Below are 25,027 nucleotides of genomic sequence, written 5' to 3'. Positions count from 1 at the left end.
TGATGTTAAATACAAAAAGGTGGTCTGTGGATTTAAAAAAGGATTTATCCACATACTATCCACAAATTGAACAAGCAGCTCTGTTGTTGCGGCAGAATGAAGTGGTCGCTTTTCCGACAGAAACGGTTTATGGACTAGGGGCAAATGCAAAAGAGACAGAGGCTGTGAAAAAAATTTATGAAGCGAAAGGACGCCCAAGTGATAATCCGTTGATTGTTCACATTGCGGACGTTCAACAGCTTCATGAATTTGCGCAAATAGAAAATGAAAAAGTAACAGCGCTGATGGATGCCTTTTGGCCAGGCGCTCTCACCATTGTTCTACCTTGTAAGCCGGGCACATTATCAAAGCAGGTGACGGCAGGTTTATCTACAGTAGGCGTAAGAATGCCTGATCATCCTGTTGCGCTTGAACTCATCCGAGCAGCTGGTCTGCCAATTGCCGCACCAAGTGCCAACCGTTCGGGAAAACCGTCGCCGACACTTGCGGACCATGTCGCGAGTGATCTTGATGGGAGAATTGCTGGCATTGTCGATGGTGGTTCAACAGGTATTGGTGTGGAGTCAACGGTTGTATCCTGTATAGACGAGATTCCAGTGATCTTAAGGCCGGGCGGTATTACAAAAGAAGCGTTAGAAGAGGTCGTAGGAACAGTCAACATAGATCCAGGGCTGACGAAAAAGGATGAGGCGCCTGTATCGCCGGGAATGAAATACACACATTATGCACCTGAAGCACAAATGTATATATTTCATGGAAGTGATGAAGACATGCAGCTGCACATTCAGAAGTACCGAGCTGAAGGGCTAAAAGTAGGTGTGCTGACGACAGAAGAAAAGAAGGAATGGTTTGCGGCAGATGTTATCTTTAGCTGTGGATGGAGAGAAAAGCCTGAAACGGTTGCGGCAAACTTATATCGTGTGCTGAGACAATTTGATGAAACGGATGTAGACTTAATCATTTCAGAAGCCTTCTCAGAGCAGGGAGTTGGTTCTGCGATCATGAACCGTCTGCAAAAAGCGGCAGGAGGGCGTACCCTCTCTTCGTTCAAATAGTTCTAACCTCTCTTGGACAAACATAGGTTAAAGGAGAATGCGTGTCCAAGGGGGATTTACATGAATGAACTAGCTGGCGAATTGCTGACACTCAGTATCATGGCTTTTGCACTTGGAATGGATGCCTTTTCGGTTGGACTCGGCATGGGGATGATTCAGCTGAGATTCCGCCAGATCCTTTATATTGGACTTGTCATTGGGATATTTCATATGTTTATGCCTCTTTTTGGCATGCTGACAGGTCAGTTTTTATCTGGCTGGCTTGGGCTCCTAGCAACCTATATTGGCGGGGCGCTGCTTTTGGTGCTGGGTCTGCAAATGATCATCGCTTCTATCCGAAAAGAAGATAAGCCATTTATCGCACCTGTTGGGGCCGGTCTCGTTCTTTTTGCAACAAGTGTGAGTTTAGATAGTTTTTCCGTTGGCTTAAGCCTGGGGATTTACGGTTCTCGGGTGTTGATGACCATTTTATTGTTTGGCTTTTTTAGTATGATGCTCACATGGCTTGGATTATTACTCGGTAAACAGGTTCGGTCATGGGTAGGTTCATACAGCGGGGCGCTTGGCGGGTTTATTTTACTAGCCTTTGGAATCAAATTATTATTTCCGCTCTAGCCAGTCTCCTTACATAACATGTAGAATGAAATGCTATATAATAGAAGAAAAGGAGGTCGAAAGATGAATATCTTATTTGTTTGTACGGGAAATACTTGCAGAAGTCCGATGGCTCAAGCCCTTTTTTCCTCCATTGCAGATGAAAAAGGCTTACAGGTCACTGTAAAATCAGCGGGCATCTTCGCCTCTGATGCAGGGAAGGCTTCTCCTCAAGCAGTCGAAGCATTATTTGAGAAAAGCATTCCACTGAATCACTCATCGTCTAAACTAACAGAAGAACTTCTTCATGAAGCAGATTATGTCTTCACCATGACGATTCAGCATAAGCAGTTGATTGTGGAGCAATATGCTCATGTGAAAGACAAGGTCTTCACTCTAAAAGAATTTGCGACAGGATCAGAAGGTGACGTGTCGGATCCATTTGGAGGGAGTCTCTCCATTTATCAGGAGACACGAGATGAACTAGAAACGCTATTGTATCAACTTGCTAAAAAGCTTAAACAGGATCACAAATCCTCATAAATGGACAACCTGTAAAACCGTTGCGCAAACGGTTTTTCTGCTTTTGTTTGCAAATGACTAGGCAGAGGTTAAAATATAACTGTAAATAAAGAATGAATGTAAGACATGACAGATCAACTCACCCTTAGGAGGAATTGCCCGATGAAAGTAGCCATTGCATCCGATCACGGCGGAACAAATATTCGTGAAGAAATCAAACAACTAATGGATGAATTAAAGATTGAATACATTGATATGGGTTGTGAATGTGGATCAGGTTCTGTAGACTACCCAGACTATGCTTTTCCTGTAGCCAATATGGTGGCAAACGGAGAAGTCGATCGTGGCATTTTGATTTGCGGGACAGGTATTGGTATGAGCATTTCAGCAAACAAAGTGAAAGGCATCCGCTGTGCACTGGCGCATGATACATTCAGTGCAAAGGCGACGAGAGAACATAACGATACAAATGTTCTTGCGATGGGAGAACGAGTCATTGGACCAGGATTGGCAAGAGAGATTGCTCACATTTGGCTGACAACAGAATTTACTGCAGGACGTCATGCTGTGCGGATTGGTAAAATCGCTGATTACGAAGAAAAGCACCTGTAAGGAGCGCTTAACATGAACATTGGTCAAGATTGGCTTGAGATGTTAAAAGAGTTTCATCAAACAGTTGAACTGCGAGCCGGCCACATTTTAGTGATTGGCTGCAGTACGTCAGAAGTGGCTGGCGAGCACATTGGGACAGCGGGAAGTGAGCAAATTGCTGAAGCTATTTATCAAGAGCTCGATCAACTGAGGCGCGAGATAGGAATTGAATTGGCCTTCCAATGCTGCGAGCATTTGAATCGTGCCCTCGTTGTGGAAGAAGAGGTGGCTTACCGGCTTAACTTAGAGATTGTAGCGGCAGTACCTGTCCGTAAGGCGGGTGGTTCTATGGCGGCTCATGCGTATCAGCAAATGGAACACCCTGTGCTGGTTGAATCCATTTCAGCGCATGCAGGTATTGATATCGGTGATACATTCATCGGCATGCACTTAAAGCGGGTAGCCGTACCGGTCCGTCTCAGCCGTCATCAATTAGGACAAGCACATGTGACGTTTGCAAAAACTCGTCCAAAGCTGATTGGCGGAGAACGAGCCGTTTATACAAGATCATAGTTCGGATATATTTCTAATATAATGTTGAATGATGAAGACGCTTCACCCCTTGAATATTCGGGTTTTCATAAAAAAGAAGTCGATTTTCCAAAAAAAACTTTTACATTTTACTCAAAAACCGTGTACAATGAGATGGTGAAAACATCGAATGGAAATAGATTGGAGAGGATTTCGCTGATGAAACATTTACCTGAGCAAGACGCACAAGTATTCAAAGCAATTCAACTAGAGCGGAAACGCCAGCAGGACAAAATCGAATTAATTGCATCAGAAAACTTCGTAAGCGAAGCAGTCATGGAAGCGCAGGGCTCTGTCTTAACAAACAAATATGCAGAAGGTTACCCTGGTAAACGCTACTATGGCGGCTGTGAACATGTAGACGTTGTAGAAGATATCGCACGTGACCGCGCAAAAGAAATTTTTGGCGCTGAGTATGTGAACGTACAGCCTCACTCAGGTGCTCAAGCGAATATGGCCGTATACTTTACAATCCTTGAGCATGGCGATACAGTGCTAGGCATGAACTTATCACATGGCGGGCATTTAACACATGGAAGCCCTGTAAACTTTAGCGGCGTACAGTACAACTTTGTAGAATACGGTGTAGATAAAGAAACACAGCATATCGACTACCAAGATGTACTTGAAAAAGCACGTGAGCATAAGCCGAAACTAATCGTAGCGGGGGCAAGTGCTTACCCACGTCAAATTGATTTCAAAAAGTTCCGTGAAATTGCCGATGAAGTCGGTGCTTACTTTATGGTGGACATGGCTCACATCGCGGGTCTTGTTGCAGCAGGTCTTCATCCAAATCCAGTTCCTTACGCTGATTTTGTGACAACGACAACTCACAAAACATTACGCGGACCTCGCGGCGGAATGATTCTATGCCGTGAAGAGTTTGGTAAAAAGATCGACAAATCGATCTTCCCTGGTATTCAAGGTGGACCACTCATGCATGTGATCTCTGCAAAAGCTGTTTCTTTCGGTGAAGTATTGAACGGAGATTTCAAAACATATGCACAAAACGTGATTGATAACGCAAAACAACTAGCTGAAACACTTTTATCTGAGGATATTCAGCTTGTATCTGGTGGAACAGACAACCATCTTGTTCTCATCGACTTGCGCTCTCTTGGCATTACAGGAAAAATTGCAGAAAACGTTCTTGATGAAATTGGTATCACAGTGAACAAAAATGCGATTCCTTATGATCCAGAGAAACCATTTGTTACAAGTGGTGTACGTGTAGGTACAGCAGCAGTGACAAGCCGTGGCTTCGATCAAGAAGCGATGAAAGAAGTCGGTTCCATTATTGCGCTTGCTCTGAAACATCATGAAGATGAAGCGAAATTAGAAGAGGCGAAAAAGCGTGTATCTGATCTGACAGCTCGTTTCCCTCTATATCATGAATTAGATTATTAAAATGCAGACCCATTTGCCTATTTTTGGCATGTGGGTTTTTTTTGTAGGATTTGCGAATCATATTGAAAGATGATGTCTTTTTATGTAGAATTGTAGGAAGTGTGCAAAGTTCACCGGAAGATGACAGAAAAGGAGTTGTAGCAAGCAATGGCAAAGGTTTATGTATTTGATCACCCGCTTATTCAGCACAAACTTACATATATTCGTGACGTTCATACAGGAACAAAAGAATTTAGAGAGCTAGTGGATGAAGTCGCAACATTAATGGCATTTGAAATCACAAGAGACTTACCGCTTGAAGAGGTAGATGTAGAAACACCTGTACAAGTCGCTAAATCAAACGTGATCTCAGGTAAAAAACTCGGAGTTGTGCCGATTTTAAGAGCAGGTCTTGGAATGGTAGACGGGATTTTGAAACTCATTCCAGCTGCCAAAGTGGGACATGTCGGTTTATACCGTGATCCGAAGACATTAAAGCCTGTTGAATATTATGTGAAGCTTCCATCTGATGTGGAAGAGCGTGAATTTATCGTAGTAGACCCAATGCTTGCAACGGGCGGATCAGCAGTAGAAGCATTAAACAGCTTGAAAAAACGCGGTGCGAAAAACATCCGCTTCATGTGTCTGATTGCTGCGCCAGAAGGTGTAGAAGAAATGCAAAAGCATCATCCAGATGTTGATATCTACATTGCAGCATTAGATGAGAAGTTAAACGAAAAAGGTTACATCATCCCAGGTCTTGGTGATGCTGGTGACCGTATGTATGGAACAAAATAAGAATGATTCATGAAAAGCCCACATGCAAACGTGCATGTGGGCTTTTTTGAAAAATATGACAAACGGTTGATATCGTTCTTAGAAAAATCAATGTATACTGAACATTAGCAGTTTTTTTGAATGAATGTCACATCTCTCCTAAAGTTTGATGAAATTGTGAACATTTTGTGTGCTCTCTCATTATAGAAAAGTTTTTTAACTTTCAACGGATTGACACATCATAGACGCTATTGTATGCTAAACGAGGGTATTATGGTAAGGTTTTCATAGCCTATAGCACTCTACTAATCCTCATTGTGAACCCTTTAATAATCAGGGTTTGTATCAGCGAATGAAGCAGAATCCCATAGATCTAAAGATTTCAAGTCTGATTGCACAATTAGACCGATGGGTGATTGATTTTTTTCAAACAGGACGGCTTATTATAAGCGTCTTCTACGCAGTTTTCATCACCATTTATCACCTTTTTTACAATATTTTTCATCGGGAGTCAGATGAATGAACGATCCAAACGTCATTTTCCGCAGACAGAGTAAATATATGTTCTATTTATTGGCAATTTTTGTGTTTGGCTATGCCATGCCTGGTTTTAAACCACTGTTTCTTGGTTTCATTATCGGCACAATTTTTGCTTTCTTTAATTTATTCCTGCTTATTCGGAGAATGCATGCTTTTGATCGAGCAGTTAAAAAAGGAAAATCTATTCGTTCAATGGGAAGTACAGCCAGGTGGGCCAACGCAATTCTCGCAGTAGCGATTGCTTGGCGTTACCCTAACGAAGTTCATCTGGCAGGTGTTGTTATAGGATTAATGACAATATATCCTGTCATTATGATAGATTCCTTCATTCAACTTAAACGTTCTACTATGGAAGAGAGGTGAATACTCTTTGGGTCACAGTTCAAAAACTACAGAATTTTTAGGGTTAACGTTCAACTTATCCAATGTTCTCATGATTACGATTGCTAGTATCATCGTTCTTCTCATAGCGGTGCTGACTACTCGTGTTCTGGCTATTCGTCCGACAAAGGCGCAGAACTTCATGGAATGGATTGTTGATTTTGTTCGAAATATCATAGGTAGTTCGATGGACATGAAAACAGGAGCCCCATTTCTAGCGCTTGGCGTTACATTACTCATGTACATATTTGTTTCAAACATGCTTGGACTGCCATTCTCGATTACGGTCGATCACAACTTATGGTGGAAATCACCAACTGCTGATCCTGCAATCACAATGACACTAGCGGTTATGGTCATGGGATTGACACACTACTATGGTGTTAAAGCAAAAGGAGTCAAGGAATATACAAAAGACTACTTTAGACCAATCCCACTCTTAGTACCGCTGAAAATTATTGAAGAATTTGCAAACACATTAACACTTGGTTTGCGTCTTTATGGAAATATTTTCGCTGGAGAGATTCTTCTTGGTTTACTTGCAGGACTTGCGACTAATTTCTATTCGCAAAACCTTGCACTAGGTATCATTGGTACATTAGGTGCCATCGTGCCGATGATTGTATGGCAGGCATTCAGTTTGTTTGTCGGAACCATCCAGGCATTTATCTTCACTATGCTGACAATGGTGTATATCTCCCATAAAGTCAGCGACGAACACTAAAAAATTGAGAGTCCAAAAAGGACGTTATTTTAAAGGAGGAGCTTTTTAATGAATTTAATAGCAGCAGCAATTGCAATCGGTTTAGGAGCACTAGGAGCAGGTATTGGTAACGGTCTAATCGTATCTAAAACAGTTGAAGGAATCGCTCGTCAGCCAGAAGCTGGTAGAGAACTAAGAACTCTTATGTTCATCGGGGTAGCTTTAGTTGAGGCACTTCCAATTATCGCTGTCGTTATCGCATTCTTGGCATTCTTTGGTTAATATGTGAGAAGCGTTCTAATATGAATTTTAATGGCGAAGATCAGATTAGTTCGAAACTTCGCCATTCCTTTATGTTTTGTTTCTTAACATATTATTTAAAGAAGGGAGTTGCCGTACTAAATGTCTCAGTTACCAGTAGTTTTAGGAGCAGGTCTAAACACCGGAGATATCATATTCCAGCTGATCGCTATGCTCATCCTGCTTGCACTTTTAAAGAAATTTGCGCTTAAGCCTTTATTAGGGATTATGAAACAGCGTGAAGATTATATAGGAAATGAAATTTCAAGTGCTGAAGAAAAGCACGTTCAAGCTGAAAAGCTGCTTGAAGAACAACGTGTCTTATTGAAAGAAGCACGCGAAGAATCACATACACTCATCGAAAATGCGAAAAAGATTGGTGAGAAACAAAAAGAAGACATCATTCAAGCAGCGCGTCAAGAATCAGAGCGCTTGAAAGAGTCTGCTAGAACTGAAATCGTGAAAGAAAAAGAACAAGCTGTGGCTGCACTGCGCGAGCAAGTTGCATCACTTTCTGTATTAATTGCTTCTAAAGTGATTGAAAAAGAACTTGATGAGCAAGCACAAGAGAAATTGATCCAAGAGTATCTTAAAGAGGCAGGCGAAAGCCGATGAGCGTGACTATTGTCTCTAAGCGTTACGCTTCTGCTCTTTTTGACATCGTTCTTGCTTCTTCGGCAGTAGACGAAACTGAAAAAGAGCTGAATGAGATCAAAAAAGTTCTGAAGGCTGACCAAGAATTAAATGACTTTCTTGTTCATCCGAAGATTACGGCAGACAAAAAGAAACATCTGATTGCAGAAGCTTTCAAAGGTGTTTCGACATATGTTTTGCACACAATGTATTTACTGATTGACCGCGGGCGCACGAATATTTTTCCTGAAATGGCGTCTGAGTTTGTGAAACTTGCAAACCGTACGAAACAAATAGACGATGCGATCGTGTATTCAGTTAAACCGCTCAGCGGAGCTGAAATTCAATCTTTATCTGAAGTATTTGCCAAAAAAGCCGGAGTCACATCACTGCGTGTTGAAAACGTGATTGACAAGGATCTAATAGGCGGAGTGAAAATCCGTATCGGAAACCGCATTTATGACGGCAGTGTCAGCGGAAAGCTTTCCCGCATTGAACGTCAGCTTGCAGGCGAAAATCGTTAGAAGGGGTGAAACCTTAGTGAGTATCAAAGCTGAAGAGATTAGCGCGCTGATAAAGCAGCAAATCCAAAACTATCAATCTGAAATTGAAGTAAAAGATGTCGGTACAGTCATTCAAGTAGGGGACGGTATCGCGCGTGTACATGGCCTTGACAACATTATGGCAGGAGAGCTTGTTGAGTTCTCTAACGGTGTAATGGGTATGGCTCAAAACCTTGAGGAGTCTAACGTAGGTATCGTAATCTTAGGACCTTACAAAGATATCCGTGAAGGTGACGACGTAAAACGTACAGGTCGTATCATGGAGGTTCCAGTAGGAGAAGAGTTAATCGGACGTATTGTGAACCCACTTGGTCAGCCTGTTGATGGACTAGGACCAATTTTAACAAGCAAAACACGTCCAATCGAAAGTGAAGCACCAGGCGTTATGGATCGTAAATCGGTACATGAGCCGCTTCAAACGGGAATTAAAGCAATTGATGCCTTGATTCCAATCGGACGCGGACAGCGTGAATTGATCATTGGGGACCGTCAAACAGGTAAAACATCTGTTGCAATCGATACGATCCTGAACCAAAAAGATCAAGACATGATCTGTATCTATGTAGCGATCGGACAAAAAGAATCAACTGTTCGTGGTGTTGTTGAAACACTTCGTAAGCATGGTGCGCTTGACTACACAATCGTTGTCACAGCTTCTGCATCACAGCCAGCTCCACTTCTTTACCTTGCTCCTTATGCAGGTGTAACGATGGGTGAGGAATTCATGTATAACGGCAAGCATGTGCTTGTTGTGTATGATGACCTTTCTAAACAAGCGGCAGCTTACCGTGAGCTTTCATTATTGCTTCGTCGTCCTCCAGGCCGTGAAGCATTCCCTGGTGATGTTTTCTATCTTCACTCTCGTTTATTAGAGCGTGCAGCGAAGCTTAGTGATGAAAAGGGTGGCGGTTCTATCACAGCATTGCCTTTCGTAGAAACGCAAGCTGGTGATATCTCTGCATATATCCCAACAAACGTTATCTCAATCACAGATGGACAGATCTTCTTACAATCTGATCTCTTCTTCTCAGGCGTACGTCCAGCGGTAAACGCAGGATTGTCTGTATCTCGTGTAGGTGGTTCTGCACAAATCAAAGCGATGAAAAAGGTAGCAGGTACACTTCGTCTGGATCTTGCTTCTTATCGTGAGCTTGAAGCATTCGCTCAGTTTGGATCTGATCTAGACCAAGCGACTCAAGCCAAATTAAACCGTGGTGCTAGAACAGTTGAAGTCTTAAAACAAGACTTGAACAAACCGCTGAAAGTTGAAAAACAAGTAGCGATTCTTTATGCACTGACAAGAGGATACTTAGATGATGTAGCGATTGCTGATGTCAAACGCTTTGAAGCTGAGTTATTCATGTACATTGAAGAAAACCATAAAGACTTGTTTGACACAATCTCTCAAACAGGAAACATGCCTGCTGATGAAGAGTGGAAAACAGCGATCGAAGGCTTTAAACGTACGTTTGCACCAAGCAACTAATTAGTAATCTTTCCGAGAGAAAAAGATTCTCTTTTTCTCTCTTTTCACGTAAATGAACACGGATTCCTGAAAAAAGGTGGTGAAATCTTTGGCCTCATTACGCGATATTAAGTCAAGGATCACGTCAACAAAAAAATCGAGTCAGATCACAAAAGCGATGCAAATGGTATCAGCTGCGAAACTGAATCGTGCTGAAAATAATGCGAAGTCCTTTGTTCCTTACATGGAGAAAATCCAAGAAGTCGTTGCGGCAATCGCAACTGGAACAAGTGCTAAGCACCCAATGCTTCTTTCAAGACCTGTTAAGAAAACAGGGTATCTCGTCATTACATCTGATCGAGGACTTGCAGGACCTTTTAACAGCTCGATTTTACGTGCCGCTTACCAAGCCATTCAATCTCGTCATCAATCTGCTGATGAATATGCGGTGATTGTGATTGGTAAAATCGGACGCGACTTCTTCAAAAAGCGTGGTATTCCAGTTATTTCTGAAGTAACAGGGCTTGGAGACGAAGTAGCGTTTGCTGATATTAAAGAATTAGCAAGCAGTACAGTGCAAATGTTCTCTGATGAAGCGTTTGATGAGCTTTACATGTTCTATAACCATTTCGTCAGTGCCATTTCACAAGAAGTAACAGAGAAAAAATTATTGCCGCTAACGGACCTTTCGGCCGCAGCGACACCAAATAAACGTTCCGCATCTTATGAGTTTGAGCCTTCTGAAGAAGAAATTCTTGAAGTTCTCCTTCCTCAATATGCAGAGAGTTTGATTTTCGGTGCGCTTCTTGACAGCAAAGCAAGTGAACATGCTGCAAGGATGACAGCAATGAAGAGTGCAACAGACAACGCAAAAGAATTGATCGACAGCCTGACACTCTCTTACAACCGTGCTCGTCAAGCAGCGATTACACAAGAGATTACAGAAATTGTCGGCGGAGCAGCTGCCTTAGAATAGAAATAATTGTCAGGAGGGAATGCAATGAAAACAGGACGCATCAGTCAGATCATGGGACCAGTCGTAGACGTTCGTTTTGAAGACGGTCACTTGCCTGAGATTTATAATGCGATCAAAGTTTCGCATAAAGCGGAAAGCGAAAGTGAAGTTGATATCGACTTAACTTTAGAAGTAGCACTACATTTAGGTGATGATACAGTGAGAACCATCGCAATGGCATCAACAGACGGTGTGAAGCGCGGTATGGAAGCTGTAGACCTTGGAAAACCAATTTCAGTACCAGTTGGTAACGTAACACTTGGACGTGTATTCAACGTACTGGGAGATAACATTGACTTAGATGAGCCACTTGGTGTGGAAGCGCAAAGAGACCCAATCCACAGACAAGCGCCTTCTTTTGATCAACTTTCTACAGAAGTTGAAATTCTTGAAACAGGTATCAAAGTTGTTGACCTTCTTGCTCCTTACATCAAAGGTGGAAAGATCGGTCTATTCGGTGGAGCCGGTGTTGGTAAAACCGTTCTGATTCAAGAATTGATCAACAACATCGCACAAGAACACGGCGGTATTTCTGTATTCGCTGGTGTTGGAGAGCGTACACGTGAAGGAAATGACCTTTACTACGAAATGAAAGATTCTGGCGTTATCGAAAAAACAGCGATGGTCTTCGGCCAAATGAACGAGCCACCAGGTGCGCGTATGCGTGTAGCTCTAACTGGTTTGACAATGGCAGAGCATTTCCGTGATGAACAAGGTCAAGACGTATTGTTCTTCATCGATAACATCTATCGCTTTACACAAGCAGGTTCTGAAGTATCAGCCCTACTTGGACGTATGCCTTCAGCGGTAGGTTATCAGCCAACTCTTGCAACAGAAATGGGTCAGCTTCAAGAGCGTATCACGTCTACAAACGTAGGATCGGTTACATCGATTCAAGCGATCTATGTACCTGCGGATGACTATACAGATCCAGCTCCAGCTACAACGTTCGCTCACCTTGATGCAACGACAAACCTTGAGCGTAAGTTGACAGAGATGGGGATTTACCCAGCGGTAGATCCACTTGCTTCAACATCTCGTGCCCTTGCACCTGAGATTGTTGGCGAAGAGCATTATGCGATCGCGCGTGAAGTTCAGCAAACATTGCAACGTTATAAAGAATTGCAAGATATCATTGCCATTTTAGGTATGGATGAATTATCTGAGGACGATAAGCTTGTGGTACACAGAGCTCGTCGTGTTCAATTCTTCCTATCTCAAAACTTCCACGTAGCAGAACAGTTCACTGGCCAAAAAGGTTCTTATGTGCCATTGCAAGAAACTGTTAAAGGCTTCAAGGAAATCTTATCTGGTAAATACGATCACCTTCCAGAAGATGCATTCCGCTTAGTCGGCCGCATTGAAGAAGTGGTTGAAAAAGCCAAAGAGATGGGTGTAGAGGCCTAATCTGGTCCTTAGGAGGGTAAAAGCATGAAGACCGTTCAAGTCAATATCGTTACTCCCGACGGCCCAGTGTATGAAGCGGATGTGGAAATGGTCAGTGTAAGAGCAGAAAGCGGTGAGCTTGGGATTTTAGCTGGCCACGTTCCAATGGTTGCTCCGCTAAAAATCGGTGCAGTTCGCTTAAAACATAGTGGATCAACTGAATTGGTTGCAGTAAGCGGTGGATTTGTTGAAGTTCGCCCCGAAAAAGTAACCATTCTTGCTCAGGCTGCTGAAACATCAGACAAAGTTGATGTCGATCGTGCAAAGTCAGCGAAACAGCGTGCTGAAGAGCATTTGAACCACCCGAATGAAAGTGATGTACGCAGGGCGGAACTCGCATTAAAACGGGCATTAAACCGTTTAAATGTAGCAGGGAAATAAAACAGAAAATCCTTCTTATCACTGTGATAAGAAGGATTTTTTTAGGATGACATGAGAGATTGATACATCGACACATACGGATGAGATGCTTGCTTTTCTAGATATAACTGCTCGCAAAATTGCGTACTGCAATGCCATGTTTTATTGTTTCTGCGTAAGCCAAGCGTATATTGGTGCGAAGAGTCCATATAAGGCCGCACGACCCAATCAGCATCTGAATGATGCTTGATGACAACCTCTCCCATGTACACACTCAACATCGCTTCTAATGCATCTATTGGCATTTTCCACTCAGCAAAAAGCTGCTGACGGAAGGCATCGAAGTATAATGACTCTAACTGATAAAGACTTTCCTCTGAGTAATCCAAAGAAATGTTATGAAAATGACACAATTGTGCTAATTCTTCTAGCTGTGTCTGTCTATAATCAAAGTAGAAAGCAATGGCTTCCCATTCATGTTCAAATGAGGGAACCAGTTCTCCGTACAAATCAACAAAGTCAGGAAAAGAATCTTTCAAATATGATCAGCTCCTTCCACCGCAGTATATCATCTCCTTCGCATCAGAATAAGAGGGGATTCACTCTAAATGTAGCTCTTTTTTCCAAATGATTCATCTTTCCGATTTTGGAGGATATAATGAAAGGGAGTTTTCCTTTACAGAAATCAATAAAAGGAGGATTCAAGTGTATGGAAGACGTAGGACAACAAGCAATTGTCAGTATTGTGATCCACCTATTTTTTATCGCCATTACGTGGTGGGCATTGCTTGCGGTGAATATTGATCCACTGATTAAAAAAGGAAAAATTATTCAAGCTAGATTGCTCATGATGCTGCTCACGATTGCTATTGCATCGGCAGTCAGCAATTTCTTCCTTGATTATTTAAATTTCTCCAGACAAATCCCTTATATGTTTTAACATAAAAGGTTTGGTCACTGCCTTCTGCGGGAACGTAAAAAGAAGTGTCAAAAATATGGCCTTTGATGACTTTTCCACGTATGCATTGATCTCCTTGCGGCAACACTTGTAGCAAGGGGGAATGACAAGTGAGAAAGTATTTAAAAGGTTGGCCATTATTTGCATTTATTCTTTTTTTTGTTCTGATGATTCAAGGTGTTCGGGCGGAAGAAACATCCACGCTCGCCCAAATAGCAGAAGGTATGAAAAACCAGCAAATCGAAGTAAGTGGATGGACGCTTCATGCCAAAACAAATATAGACATTTCATCCGAACAATTTTCAAAAAAAGTGAAACGTTTGAAAGACGAACTACGACAGTATGAGTGGACCGAAAAAAAAGAGAAACATGTCACCAAAGTCACAGGAATTTACAAAGATGAAAAAAATGATACATTATCGAAAATTTTACTCGTGAAGACCGACACAAAATCAAACCAAAAGTCGTATTTATTATATGAGCAAAAAGGTGCTCGCCCACTGAATACCTGGGAGCATACATATGATCAGTTCGTACGTCATGCAAAAAGCATATTACAAGAAAAATTTGTGATTTTTACTTGTCTCGATGGTCATGTAAATGGTATGATGGATGTTGTTTTGCAAAAAAAAGCTGAAATGATAGCAAATGAATTTCAAGCAAAACCAGTTGAGTATCTCGTTGAGTCTAATTTTGTGTCGCTTTCCGCTTACACAGAGAAGTGGGAACAGTTCATTATGACTTCAAATGATAAAATGAATGTTCAAATTGCCATCAGAAGTTCGGAAATGAACGAAAATCATACGATTACGGTTGGCACACCAATCGTAACGACTGAATATTAATATAGAGAATTTGGGACGCGGAGGGGAAGACCTTGGAAAAAATCATCGTCCGCGGCGGTCAAAAGTTAAACGGCACAGTTAAAGTAGAAGGCGCAAAAAATGCCGTTTTACCAGTTATCGCTGCATCTTTGTTAGCAAGTACAGAAAAAAGCGTAATTTGTGATGTACCTACGCTCTCCGATGTATATACAATCAATGAAGTGTTACGTCATTTAGGAGCAGAAGTACATTTTGAAAATAACGAAGTATCAGTAGATGCATCTCATGCACTAGAAACTGAGGCTCCGTTTGAGTACGTCCGTAAAATGAGAGCATCTGTGCTCGTCATGGGACCACTTTTAGCTAGAACAGGTCATGCAAGAGTTGCATTACCTGGTGGTTGTGCGATTGGTTCAAGACCAATTGATCAGCATTTAAAAGGCTTTGAAGCAATGGGAGCTAAAATTCAAGTAGGTAATGGTTTCATCGAGGCTGAAGTAAATGGCCGTTTAAAAGGTGCAAAAATCTATTTGGATTTCCCAAGTGTAGGGGCAACTGAAAACATCATCATGGCAGCAGCATTGGCTGAAGGAACGACGATTTTAGAAAACGTAGCAAAAGAACCTGAAATTGTTGATTTGGCAAACTACATCAATGCCATGGGCGGTAAGGTTCGCGGGGCTGGAACTGGTACAATCAAAATCGAAGGTGTAGAAACACTTCACGGTGCAAAACACAACATCATCCCTGACCGAATTGAAGCTGGTACGTTTATGGTGGCAGCAGCCATTACTGAAGGAAATGTTCTTGTAAAAGGCGCTGTGCCTGAGCACATGACTTCACTTGTGGCAAAAATGGAAGAAATGGGTATTCAGATCATTGAAGAAGAAGAAGGTTTAAGAGTCATTGGACCATCTGAGCTCAAGCCAATCGATCTAAAAACAATGCCGCATCCTGGGTTCCCAACGGATATGCAATCTCAGATGATGGCGCTATTGCTTCGTGCGAACGGAACAAGCATGATCACAGAAACTGTGTTTGAAAATCGTTTTATGCATGCTGAAGAATTCCGCCGCATGAATGGCGATATTAAAATTGAGGGTCGCTCTGTGATTATCAATGGACCTGTTCAACTTCAAGGTGCTGAAGTGGCAGCGACTGATTTAAGAGCAGGAGCAGCACTTGTACTTGCTGGATTAGTGGCAGAAGGTCATACACGTGTCACTGAATTGAAGCATATTGACCGTGGATATGTGAACTTCCACCAAAAACTAGCAGCAATCGGTGCAGACATTGAAAGAGTAAATGATGAATCAGCAGATGTGACACAAGAACAAGTTGTATCAGATCTAAACGCATAATCATAAAAGAAATCAGTGTGTCCATTTGGGCATGCTGATTTTTTTTTAGAATCATAGACTGGTTTCATTTTCAAAAGCTTATCATTAGTGTATCCAATCGTTTTAAATTTTATTCATAAAGACGAACAGTAAATCAAGAGCACCAACATATCACCAAAAGACTTGTCCAATGAATGAAAGAAGCTGTCATATTAGCTTGTCCTTGCCCATAGGATAAAAGAGATTCAATGACAAATGGGGGCAGCCAATATGAAACCAATGATATGGACAATCGCAGGAATTTGCATCATCATTTTAATGATTCCAACCTTACTCGTGTTGCCGACGTTCCAAGGAAAACCAGCAGCCAGCCAACACGTAGCAGCAGAACTATCAGTTAAAAAAGAAGTGAAAGGTTCAGTCAAATTGAAACAATCACCCGTCTCCATTCCCGTCTACCGTTCAGCGCATCAGCAGGTAGAAAACATCCCCTTAGAAGAGTATGTGATCGGTGTCGTCGCTTCAGAAATGCCAGCCGATTTTGAAATAGAGGCGCTCAAGGCACAGGCACTCGCCGCTAGAACGTATATCGTCAGACAAATGATCATTGATAAAACCGTCAAATCTCCACAGGGTTCCCTTGTAGATGACACCCAAATGTTCCAAGTGTACAAAAATAAACAGGAACTGAAGAAAATTTGGGGAAAAGCGTACAATTGGAAATTAAAAAAGGTCACAGAAGCGGTCGCCAGTACACAAGGGAAAGTACTGACGTATGACGAAAAACCAATTGATGCTTCCTTCTTTTCAACAAGTAATGGGAAAACCGAAAATGCAGAAGCTTATTGGAAAAATGAAATCCCTTATTTGAAAAGCGTCTCAAGTAAATGGGACGAAAAATCACCCAAATTCCAAAACAAGAAAACCATCACAGTGAGTGAATTTCAGCAAAAACTGGGTGTGACCCTTGGCCAGCAGCAGGTGGGAGAAATTGTAGAACGAACACCAGGCAATCAAGTAGCCAAAGCCGTCATTAACGGAACAACATTGTCGGGCAGAGACATTCGCGAATCACTAGGATTGCACTCTGCAGACTTTACATGGGAACGAAAGGGTCAACAAATCGTGATTACGACAAAAGGGTATGGCCATGGTGTGGGCATGAGTCAGTATGGTGCACATTATATGGCACAGTCAGGCAAAAAAGTAGAGGCGATCGTGAAACATTATTATCAAGGGATAAAAATTGAATCAGCTGATCGCTTTCTGAACACATATATGGCTAAGAAATAAAAGCAAAGGTGCCTCAAAATGGGGGCATCTTTTTTTATGTGTGAAGAGGTTTGAACAGAATGTGACAAATTGCGACTTAAGACGCACCTCAGGAAATCTTAAACATTTACATCCCGACAAGAACCGATGGCCGATACAAAGCCCCTCGAAAGAATGAGAAAACGAGGGTGACAAAAGAGTCTTTAGGTGAAAATATCTAGACATCTGACAGAATTTTAGTGATTTTGATGAAAGAGAAAAAGGGATCGAGTCCTATACCATTCCAAGACAGAATATTTTACGATTAAGATGTTTCAATCAAATACATAAGGAGGAAGGAAAAGCATGTTGAAAAAAGTATTTACACTCGTAACCTTAGCTGTATTGACATTATCAATGTCAATCTCTTCACCAGTATTTGCAGAAGCAGCATCAGCCAAAAAACATAAGAAAGATGTAAGAGTGACCATCTTACTTGATGCAAGTGGAAGTATGGCAAGAAAAGTGGATGGAGAGCGCAAATTCGATTTAGCAAAACAAGAGGTATTTAAATTTGCTCAGTCTCTTCCGAAAGATGCTAAAATCCGTATGAGTTTGTTTGGGTCTGAAGGAAACAACAAAAACTCAGGTAAAGCTCAATCATGTGAAGTCATTAGAGGCGTATATGGCGTTCAGCCTTATGAAAAGGATAGTTTCGAAAACTCTCTAAACGGTCTTGGACCAAATGGCTGGACACCGATTGCACGTGCTCTTGAAAGTGCAAAGCAAGCGGATAAACAGCTTCATAAGGGAACAAAACACATTGTGTACTTAATTACTGATGGTGAAGAAACTTGTGGTGGAGATCCAGTGAAAGTAGCGAAAGAGCTTCATAACTCAAAGGGATCTACTGTTGTCAATGTGATTGGATTAGACTTTAACGATGGCTATGAAGGTCAATTGAAGCAAGTAGCTAAAGCTGGTAAAGGTCATTACTACCAAGCAAGCACTGGGAAAGAAATGGGTTCTATCCTTACAGCAGAATCATTAAAACTACACGAATAACTTGCTGAAGAAAAGGGAAACGATTGATTGATGCTTTCGTTTCTCTTTTTCTGTACAAATGAAAAAAAGGGAGATTTTTTAATGAAAAGAAATATTATATTAACCATTTTAGCGAGTCTTGTTCTGCTTCTTTCTTCACCAGCTCATGCTGTAACGAAAAAGGAGCCTGCTCATGTGGTAATTTTACTTGATTTAAGCGGAAGCATGGCACAATCGGTTGAAGGCGAAAAGAAAATCGATATCGCAAAACGCTCGATCCAAAGTTTCGCAAGTATTTTATCAGAAGATACACAAGTCTTGCTTCGTGTTTTTGGTCATGAAGGAACGAATAAAAATGCAGGAAAAGCCGTTTCTTGTGCAAGTTCCGAAGCAGTTTATGGATTTGGAACATATGAGCAAGCAGCCTTTCAACAAGCGCTGAATGTGTATGGTCCAACAGGCTGGACACCACTTGCCAAAGCATTAACTGATACGAAACAAGATTTTGAAGATCACCAAGCTGAAGGAAAAAATATTGTATATGTTGTCAGCGATGGTGAGGAAACATGTGGCGGAAGCCCATCACAAGCAGCGAAGCAATTACATGAAGAAGGTATTGACACAATCGTCAATATCATTGGCTTCGATGTAAATGAAAAAGAAGCAAAAAGTCTAAAATCTGTTGCCAAAGCTGGTGGTGGACAATATCAACCAGCAGCAAATGCAGAAGAATTAAATCATATTCTTCAAAAAGAAGCGAACTCTTTTGGTCAATAAGATGTGAATAGACAGCTGGGGAGAAACCCCCAGCTGTTTTTTCATAAAGGATCAATTTAAAGTCGTTTCTAATTCATCAATCCGTTTCTCCACGTAGTGCTGATCTTTTCTTGCATGAAAGGTTTCGGCTTTTTCTAATATCGCGGTGGTATTGTATTCTGGAATCTGGGAATAGCTTTCGTAAACTCCTTTTGGTATTAACACGTTTCCTTCAGGCCAATAAACTGCAATATTTCCACGTTTCAGCTCTCCGAATTGAGCAACTCCTTGGTAGGATCCATATTGATTGAAAAGGACAACAGGATCGCCTTCTTGGACGTAAAGCTCTTTCGCATCTTCTTCATTCATCAAGATAGAATGCCGCTTTCCGCCATTAAAGGCATCCTTTTCACTGTAAATCATAGAGTTGAATTGCTTGCCTCGTCTTGTCGTGATATTGAAATGCCCCTCAGTTTTTCGATATTGGGGCAGCTGTGCTGGGAGCAGGTGTCCTTTTCCATCCGGTGTTGGACACACCCCATCTTCGCAAAGCCATGCGCCACCCCATTGAAAGACATCCCCTTTATGACGCAAATGCTGGATCCCATCATAGTTCCGATTTGCGATGGCAATCTCACGACGAATGTCTTCAGCATGGTCAAAATGAATCAGCTTCGCATCTTCTGGACGAACCCTTTTTGCTAGGTCAATATAAATGTCCCATTCAGCTCTGGCTTCTTCAATGCGTGGCCCTTCAATTTCCGGACTGAAATACACCATGCGTTCCGTACTGGTTGATGTACCGCCGCCTGGCTGTTCATATCTTGTCATTGCAGGCAGAACAATCACAGTCTCTTCTGCTTCTACCAGTGTAGAGGTGTTCAAAATAATATCTTGATGGACACGAAGTTCAAGCTCGGATAGTGCTTTTTCAATCGCTTCAGGATTTGGCATCGTTTCTAAAAAGTTTCCACCGCTAGTAAACAGCATCTTCAGCTTTTGCGGGTGTTCTTTTGGAAGAGCCATTTTTTCAAATGATTGCCCAATCGTGTCACCATGCCATTTTGGAATATCAAATCCCCATATCTTCTCGATTCTTTTAATATTCTCTTCATCAAAATCACTGCCGGGCAATACGAATGGATCAGCACCCATTTCGCCTGAACCTTGGACACCGCTATGGCCACGAATAGGCATAACGCCACAATGTTTTCTGCCAATAAACCCGCGTAACATGGCAAGGTTTGCGACTTGTGATATATTATCAGTTGCAAAACGATGCTGAGTGAGACCCATACTCCAAATAAACACGCCTGAATTGGCATTGGAAAGAAGTACAGCGAATTCCTTCATTCTTTCTTTAGATAAGCCTGACGATGCTTCGAGATCCGACCATTTTAACTGAGTGACATGCTGCTTTACATCTTTTATGCCGGTTGTATGCGCTTGGATAAATTCATGGTCAAGAGCGGAATGAGGCGCTTGCTCTTCCATTTCAAACCAATGTTTGATGACACCATTCATAAACGCAATATCGCCGCCTATATTGACTTGATAAAAATCATCCGCTATTTTTGTGCCGAATAAAGCACTTTCTGGGATAGAAGGGACCCAATATTTTTCCATTGCAGGCTCTTTATATGGATTGATGACAATGATCTTGGTTCCTTTCTTTTTAGCGGCGTACATATATTTAGTGGAAACCGGCTGGTTGTTTGCTGCAACAGAGCCCCAAAAAATCAATACATCTGTTCCAATCCAATCACTGTAATTACAGCTGGATGCACCTATACCAAGGGAGCGTTTAAGAGCGGTTTTGCTTGGTGAATGGCAAATACGAGAAGCATTATCGATATGATTTGTTCCAATATATCGCGCAGCTTTCGCCGCAGTATAGTACACTTCATTCGTAATCCCTCTAGCTGTTAAATAGAAAGCAAGCTGACGTTTATCAATCGATTTGATTTTAGCGGCGATTTGATCTAATGCACCATCCCAAGAAATGCGTGTAAAGGCATTCTCACCTTTTTTTCGAATCAGGGGATAAGGAATACGCCCAAGTTTTCGAAGAGACGTGCTATCCATTTGTTTGAGCCGCTCAATATCTTCGAACCATTTTGGATCAATAGCTGGCATTGTGTTAAGCCGTAGCACATTCAGTCTTGTTGTGCATATATGGGGTCCTGCTAGTGTTTGATCGTATAAACCTGATACACCAAGAGCACAGCCGTCACAAACGCCCTGAGTCAATATACGGTACGCATAGGGGAGGTTATCTTTGTTCTCCCATGCCACTTTCATTGTGTCTCGAATGTGTTTCGGTTTTACTTTTCCAAGCCCCATAGGAGCAAAAGAGGCCCATAGCTTTGGTGAGGGTTTTTTGTTGAGTTTAATAGGCCCCTTGTGTTTTGTTTTTCCCATGATATCGTCACCCTCCTATTACTTTGTAAAGCGTTTTCATATCTAAAAATTACCTGTAGATTGTCATTCTGTCAAATTCATATTAAGAGTGGACCGTGACAGAAGAAGGAGCAGTAAGATTTGATTCACGAAGTTGTTTAATATCCTTCCGAATGAGAAGAGATATGATAAACGCAATGAAAAATAGGCCAGAGAAGACCATGAGACTTTGTGTGTAATTGCCTGTAATGTCACGAATAAAGGAGGAAAATAAAGGTCCTGCTAAACCAGCAGCGGCCCAAGCGGTGAGAATATAACCGTGTATAGCACCTAGCTGCTTCGTACCAAATAAATCTCCTATATAGGCTGGAATTGAAGCAAACCCTCCTCCGTAGCACGTATAAATGATCGCCATCACGATTGAAAAGATGAGCGGATCTTTTAAGTAGGGAAGTAAGGGAAAAGCAATGAGCTGTATAGTAAAGAAAATCGTATACGTATTTGGCCTTCCAATATAATCAGAGAAAGATGCCCATCCGATCCGTCCTAGCCCATTAAAGGCACCTAAAATTCCAACAAGAGTAGCTGCTGCACCGGCCGTGAAACCAACACTTTCTTGAGCAAGCGGTGATGCTACAGAAATAATGGCAATTCCGCATGTGATATTAATAAAGAGCATGACCCACAAATAATAAAAACGCCGTGTTTTAATGGCTTCATTTGCTGTGAGCTGTGATAAATCTTGAGGAATTTTCCTTTGGCTTGTTTTTAGCACGTTAAATTGTTTGACATCATCAGGTGTTGGTGGTGATAAATAAAGAGATGAAACGACCATGATGATAAAATAAGAGATTCCGAGAATATAGAAGGTATTTGTAATATCAACTTTTTCAATGAGAAATTGAATAATGGGACTGCAAATAAGAGAAGCAAATCCAAAACCCATAATGGCTAAACCCGTTGCGAGTCCTCTTCGATCTGGAAACCATTTGACTAATGTTGAAACTGGTGCAATATAGCCTACACCTAATCCGATTCCAGCGAGTACACCATAAAATAAATAGAGGAGAGGTAATGAAGACATGTGAACAGCAAACCCTGATCCAGTCATCCCAATGCCGAAGAAAATAGCTGAGAAGAGCCCTGATGCCCTCGGCCCATACTTTTCAACGAAATGCCCCATAAAGGCAGCCGATAAACCTAAAAATAAAATAGCGATGCTAAATGTCAGGCTTATTTCTGTTAATGACCATTGAAAGGTTTGATGTAAAGGATTCGTAAAAACACTCCATGCATAAACAGATCCGATAGATAAATGAATCCCCACAGCACTTGTAGCGATAAGCCAACGGTTTTTTGTTTTGTTCATTGTGTTCCCTCCATATAAAGCAAACAAAAAGTTTGATAAGATAGAAATATGTTACATTTTTATGACTTTTTAAAATAATATCACAATTCGTCTGGTTCATATAACTAAATTTGTGTTGAAAGGAAGATCAGATCATGAATCCTTCTGTTAAAACGAAACGACGCATACACCAATATCGCAGTGGTCAAATGACATGTAAAACAGATGAAGTTGTAGAAGAATTCCCTTTAACCGTGCTGGTGAATGGTGAAGAGTTTGTCACACTCGTTTGTTCACCGGATCATTTGAAAGAATTGGTGATCGGTTTTTTAGCTTCAGAAGGAGTCATTCGATTTGAAAAAGAGATTAAAAGGTTTACAATAGATGAAAGTATGGGTTTTGCATATGTTGACTTACATCACTCAACTCAGTTCCAATCCTCAGATTTTACAAAACGAGTGATCGGATCTTGCTGTGGGAAAGGAAGACATTTTTATTTTCTCCAAGATGTGAAGACGGCAAAAACAGCCATTGACCGAATCAGTATTTCTGCTGAAACTTGTATTCATTTAATGAAATGTTTACAGGAGGAAAGTCAGTTATTTCAACATACTGGTGGTGTCCATAATGCTGGACTGTGTGATACAGAAAAGCTATTCATCACTAGGACGGATATAGGACGGCATAATGCGTTGGATAAAATCTATGGATATTGTTTACTTCATAAAATCCCACTGAGAGATAAAATCCTTGTATTTAGCGGCCGGATATCGTCTGAAGTTCTGTTGAAGGCAGCAAAATTAGGGGTATCAATCGTCATATCAAAATCAGCTCCTACTGAGTTAGCACTTAAAATGGCAGAAGAATTAAATATAACAACAGTTGGATTCGTAAGAGGAGAATCTTTTAATATCTATACTCATCATCAGCGTATTACAGAATAGGAGGCTAAGTATGGTCAGTATTTTGGATAAAAGACATCGACCATTGCGCGATTTAAGAATATCCGTAACAGATCGCTGTAATTTTAGATGTACGTACTGTATGCCTGCTGAAATCTTTGGACCAGATTATCCTTTTTTAGATAAAGAAGAGCTGCTTAGCTTTGAGGAAATTGAACGACTTGCTGCGCTTTTTGCAAAGGAATTAGGTGTGGTGAAATTACGTATTACGGGTGGTGAACCTTTAATGCGTAAAGATTTGCCCGTTTTGATAGAAAAACTCGCAAAAATTCCAGGTATTGAAGACATCGCGATGACAACCAATGGAACGCTGTTACCTTTGTACGCAGATAAGCTAAAGAAAGCAGGTCTGAATAGAGTCACCATTAGTTTAGATTCTTTAAATCCAGATCGTTTTAAGCAGATGAATGGAAGACACATTTCTATCCAAAAAGTATTTGATGGGATAGAGGCTGCAAAAAAAGCTGGACTTGCTATTAAGATCAATATGGTTGTCCAAAAAGGTGTGAATGATCAAGATATCTTACCAATGGCAGCCTATTTTAAAAAAGAAGGACACATTCTACGATTTATTGAATTCATGGATGTTGGCAATACGAACAAATGGAATCTCAAGCATGTATTGACGAAAAAAGAGATTATGGAGCTAATTCATTCAAAATACCCTATCAAACCAGAACCCCCTCGATATCAAGGTGAAGTAGCCAAGCGTTATTTTTATGAGGATGGGTCAGGAGAGATTGGCATTATTTCTTCCGTTTCAGATGCTTTTTGTGGATCGTGTAATAGAGCTAGACTATCTGCACGTGGCGAATTATTCACCTGTCTTTTTGCATCATCGGGTTTTGATCTGAGACGATTCATCCGTAATTCAGAAAATGATGAATATCTAGTGAACATATTGAAGGAACTTTGGTCAAACAGACAGGATCAATATTCAGCTGAGAGAGAGCAAAAGAAAGATCAGAAAAAAGTTGAGATGTCCTATATCGGCGGGTAATGACAACAAAGTATCATGATCATCGATTTTTGAAAAGAAGAGAAAATGCTATAATCACTGTTGAAAATCTTCTTTTAACATCAGGACAATCTTTCCTATAAGCTCATCCCCATAAAAAAACAGCAGAGATTCTGCTGTTTTTTTAAAATGCTATTTTGTACCTCAAAATTGACGGAGTAAGGATGAAAAAAAGATTTTTATTCATTTTGTCCTGCTTTACAT

Annotated in this window: 27 protein-coding genes; 24 read left to right on the top strand and 3 right to left on the bottom strand. The window is 41.2% G+C overall.

Annotated features, from left to right (window positions below):
- The first annotated feature begins 2 nt into the window (after nt 1-2).
- From MHB38_RS17515 to MHB38_RS17440, 16 genes are all read left to right on the top strand, one after another.
- Complete coding sequence (locus MHB38_RS17515; protein WP_017368210.1) at nt 3-1,055, top strand: L-threonylcarbamoyladenylate synthase; 1,053 nt, start codon at nt 3-5, stop codon at nt 1,053-1,055.
- Between the two features lie 60 nt (nt 1,056-1,115).
- A complete protein-coding gene (locus tag MHB38_RS17510; RefSeq protein ID WP_017368209.1) occupies nt 1,116-1,670 on the top strand; it encodes a manganese efflux pump MntP in 555 nt (184 codons plus the stop codon).
- A gap of 63 nt (nt 1,671-1,733) precedes the next feature.
- Complete coding sequence (locus MHB38_RS17505) at nt 1,734-2,192, top strand: low molecular weight protein arginine phosphatase (RefSeq protein WP_017360042.1); 459 nt, start codon at nt 1,734-1,736, stop codon at nt 2,190-2,192.
- A gap of 141 nt (nt 2,193-2,333) precedes the next feature.
- On the top strand, nt 2,334-2,783 hold the full coding sequence (rpiB, locus tag MHB38_RS17500; protein WP_003214714.1) for a ribose 5-phosphate isomerase B: 450 nt from the start codon (nt 2,334-2,336) through the stop codon (nt 2,781-2,783).
- A 12-nt stretch (nt 2,784-2,795) separates the two neighbouring features.
- A complete protein-coding gene (locus MHB38_RS17495; protein ID WP_017368208.1) occupies nt 2,796-3,335 on the top strand; it encodes a TIGR01440 family protein in 540 nt (179 codons plus the stop codon).
- Nucleotides 3,336-3,512: 177 nt separating this feature from the next.
- Nucleotides 3,513-4,760: a serine hydroxymethyltransferase gene (glyA, locus tag MHB38_RS17490; RefSeq protein WP_026050167.1), complete on the top strand. Its 1,248-nt coding sequence runs from the start codon at nt 3,513-3,515 to the stop codon at nt 4,758-4,760.
- 147 nt (nt 4,761-4,907) lie between these two features.
- Entirely contained in the window at nt 4,908-5,537 is a 630-nt protein-coding gene (gene upp, locus MHB38_RS17485; protein WP_003214553.1) for a uracil phosphoribosyltransferase, read from the top strand.
- 498 nt (nt 5,538-6,035) lie between these two features.
- Entirely contained in the window at nt 6,036-6,419 is a 384-nt protein-coding gene (locus MHB38_RS17480) for an ATP synthase subunit I (protein WP_007497639.1), read from the top strand.
- 7 nt (nt 6,420-6,426) lie between these two features.
- Nucleotides 6,427-7,161, top strand: a complete 735-nt coding sequence (atpB, locus tag MHB38_RS17475; RefSeq protein ID WP_007497637.1) for a F0F1 ATP synthase subunit A — start codon at nt 6,427-6,429, stop codon at nt 7,159-7,161.
- Between the two features lie 48 nt (nt 7,162-7,209).
- Entirely contained in the window at nt 7,210-7,422 is a 213-nt protein-coding gene (gene atpE / locus MHB38_RS17470; RefSeq protein WP_003214968.1) for a F0F1 ATP synthase subunit C, read from the top strand.
- A 120-nt stretch (nt 7,423-7,542) separates the two neighbouring features.
- Nucleotides 7,543-8,055, top strand: a complete 513-nt coding sequence (gene atpF / locus MHB38_RS17465; RefSeq protein WP_007497634.1) for a F0F1 ATP synthase subunit B — start codon at nt 7,543-7,545, stop codon at nt 8,053-8,055.
- Complete coding sequence (locus tag MHB38_RS17460; protein WP_007497632.1) at nt 8,052-8,597, top strand: F0F1 ATP synthase subunit delta; 546 nt, start codon at nt 8,052-8,054, stop codon at nt 8,595-8,597. The genes atpF and MHB38_RS17460 overlap by 4 nt, the downstream gene beginning before the upstream one ends.
- A gap of 16 nt (nt 8,598-8,613) precedes the next feature.
- The gene (gene atpA / locus MHB38_RS17455) at nt 8,614-10,122 is read left to right on the top strand and encodes a F0F1 ATP synthase subunit alpha (protein ID WP_035389793.1); all 1,509 of its coding nucleotides are present in this window, start codon (nt 8,614-8,616) and stop codon (nt 10,120-10,122) included.
- An 88-nt stretch (nt 10,123-10,210) separates the two neighbouring features.
- Entirely contained in the window at nt 10,211-11,077 is an 867-nt protein-coding gene (locus MHB38_RS17450; RefSeq protein ID WP_007497628.1) for a F0F1 ATP synthase subunit gamma, read from the top strand.
- Nucleotides 11,078-11,101: 24 nt separating this feature from the next.
- Nucleotides 11,102-12,523, top strand: coding sequence for a F0F1 ATP synthase subunit beta (gene atpD / locus MHB38_RS17445; RefSeq protein WP_008343395.1), 1,422 nt, complete (start codon nt 11,102-11,104; stop codon nt 12,521-12,523).
- Nucleotides 12,524-12,547: 24 nt separating this feature from the next.
- Nucleotides 12,548-12,943: a F0F1 ATP synthase subunit epsilon gene (locus MHB38_RS17440; protein ID WP_008343393.1), complete on the top strand. Its 396-nt coding sequence runs from the start codon at nt 12,548-12,550 to the stop codon at nt 12,941-12,943.
- 41 nt (nt 12,944-12,984) lie between these two features.
- On the opposite strand, the gene MHB38_RS17435 is transcribed toward MHB38_RS17440, so the two are convergent.
- Nucleotides 12,985-13,461 carry a hypothetical protein gene (locus MHB38_RS17435; protein WP_017360036.1) on the bottom strand — a complete coding sequence of 159 codons (477 nt, stop codon included), beginning with the start codon at nt 13,459-13,461 and terminating at the stop codon, nt 12,985-12,987.
- 170 nt (nt 13,462-13,631) lie between these two features.
- Between MHB38_RS17435 and MHB38_RS17430 the strand changes: the two genes are divergently transcribed.
- From MHB38_RS17430 to MHB38_RS17405, 6 genes are all read left to right on the top strand, one after another.
- On the top strand, nt 13,632-13,862 hold the full coding sequence (locus tag MHB38_RS17430) for a DUF1146 family protein (protein ID WP_008343389.1): 231 nt from the start codon (nt 13,632-13,634) through the stop codon (nt 13,860-13,862).
- A gap of 128 nt (nt 13,863-13,990) precedes the next feature.
- Nucleotides 13,991-14,725: a YwmB family TATA-box binding protein gene (locus MHB38_RS17425; RefSeq protein WP_008343385.1), complete on the top strand. Its 735-nt coding sequence runs from the start codon at nt 13,991-13,993 to the stop codon at nt 14,723-14,725.
- A gap of 32 nt (nt 14,726-14,757) precedes the next feature.
- Entirely contained in the window at nt 14,758-16,065 is a 1,308-nt protein-coding gene (gene murA / locus MHB38_RS17420) for a UDP-N-acetylglucosamine 1-carboxyvinyltransferase (RefSeq protein ID WP_007497616.1), read from the top strand.
- 249 nt (nt 16,066-16,314) lie between these two features.
- The gene (spoIID, locus tag MHB38_RS17415; protein WP_341004074.1) at nt 16,315-17,337 is read left to right on the top strand and encodes a stage II sporulation protein D; all 1,023 of its coding nucleotides are present in this window, start codon (nt 16,315-16,317) and stop codon (nt 17,335-17,337) included.
- Nucleotides 17,338-17,661: 324 nt separating this feature from the next.
- Nucleotides 17,662-18,360: a VWA domain-containing protein gene (locus MHB38_RS17410; RefSeq protein ID WP_008343379.1), complete on the top strand. Its 699-nt coding sequence runs from the start codon at nt 17,662-17,664 to the stop codon at nt 18,358-18,360.
- 81 nt (nt 18,361-18,441) lie between these two features.
- Entirely contained in the window at nt 18,442-19,116 is a 675-nt protein-coding gene (locus tag MHB38_RS17405) for a VWA domain-containing protein (RefSeq protein ID WP_026050166.1), read from the top strand.
- 51 nt (nt 19,117-19,167) lie between these two features.
- Here the strand turns inward: MHB38_RS17405 and MHB38_RS17400 are convergent, their stop codons facing one another.
- Nucleotides 19,168-21,516 (bottom strand): FdhF/YdeP family oxidoreductase, encoded by a 2,349-nt coding sequence (locus tag MHB38_RS17400; protein ID WP_046344660.1) that lies wholly within the window; start codon nt 21,514-21,516, stop codon nt 19,168-19,170.
- Nucleotides 21,517-21,598: 82 nt separating this feature from the next.
- Nucleotides 21,599-22,864 carry an L-lactate MFS transporter gene (locus tag MHB38_RS17395; RefSeq protein WP_202734170.1) on the bottom strand — a complete coding sequence of 422 codons (1,266 nt, stop codon included), beginning with the start codon at nt 22,862-22,864 and terminating at the stop codon, nt 21,599-21,601.
- A 134-nt stretch (nt 22,865-22,998) separates the two neighbouring features.
- On the opposite strand from MHB38_RS17395, the gene fdhD reads away from it, so the two are divergent.
- Nucleotides 22,999-23,787 (top strand): formate dehydrogenase accessory sulfurtransferase FdhD, encoded by a 789-nt coding sequence (gene fdhD / locus MHB38_RS17390; protein WP_017360031.1) that lies wholly within the window; start codon nt 22,999-23,001, stop codon nt 23,785-23,787.
- 10 nt (nt 23,788-23,797) lie between these two features.
- Nucleotides 23,798-24,805, top strand: a complete 1,008-nt coding sequence (moaA, locus tag MHB38_RS17385; RefSeq protein WP_017360030.1) for a GTP 3',8-cyclase MoaA — start codon at nt 23,798-23,800, stop codon at nt 24,803-24,805.
- The last annotated feature ends 222 nt before the right edge of the window (nt 24,806-25,027 follow it).

Origin of the sequence: Bacillus sp. FSL K6-3176 (assembly GCF_038003325.1) — a bacterium.
Lineage (GTDB): Bacteria > Bacillota > Bacilli > Bacillales > Bacillaceae > Bacillus > Bacillus altitudinis.
Note: the sequence above shows the minus strand (reverse complement) of the source record. Positions and strands in the feature narration are given on the sequence as shown.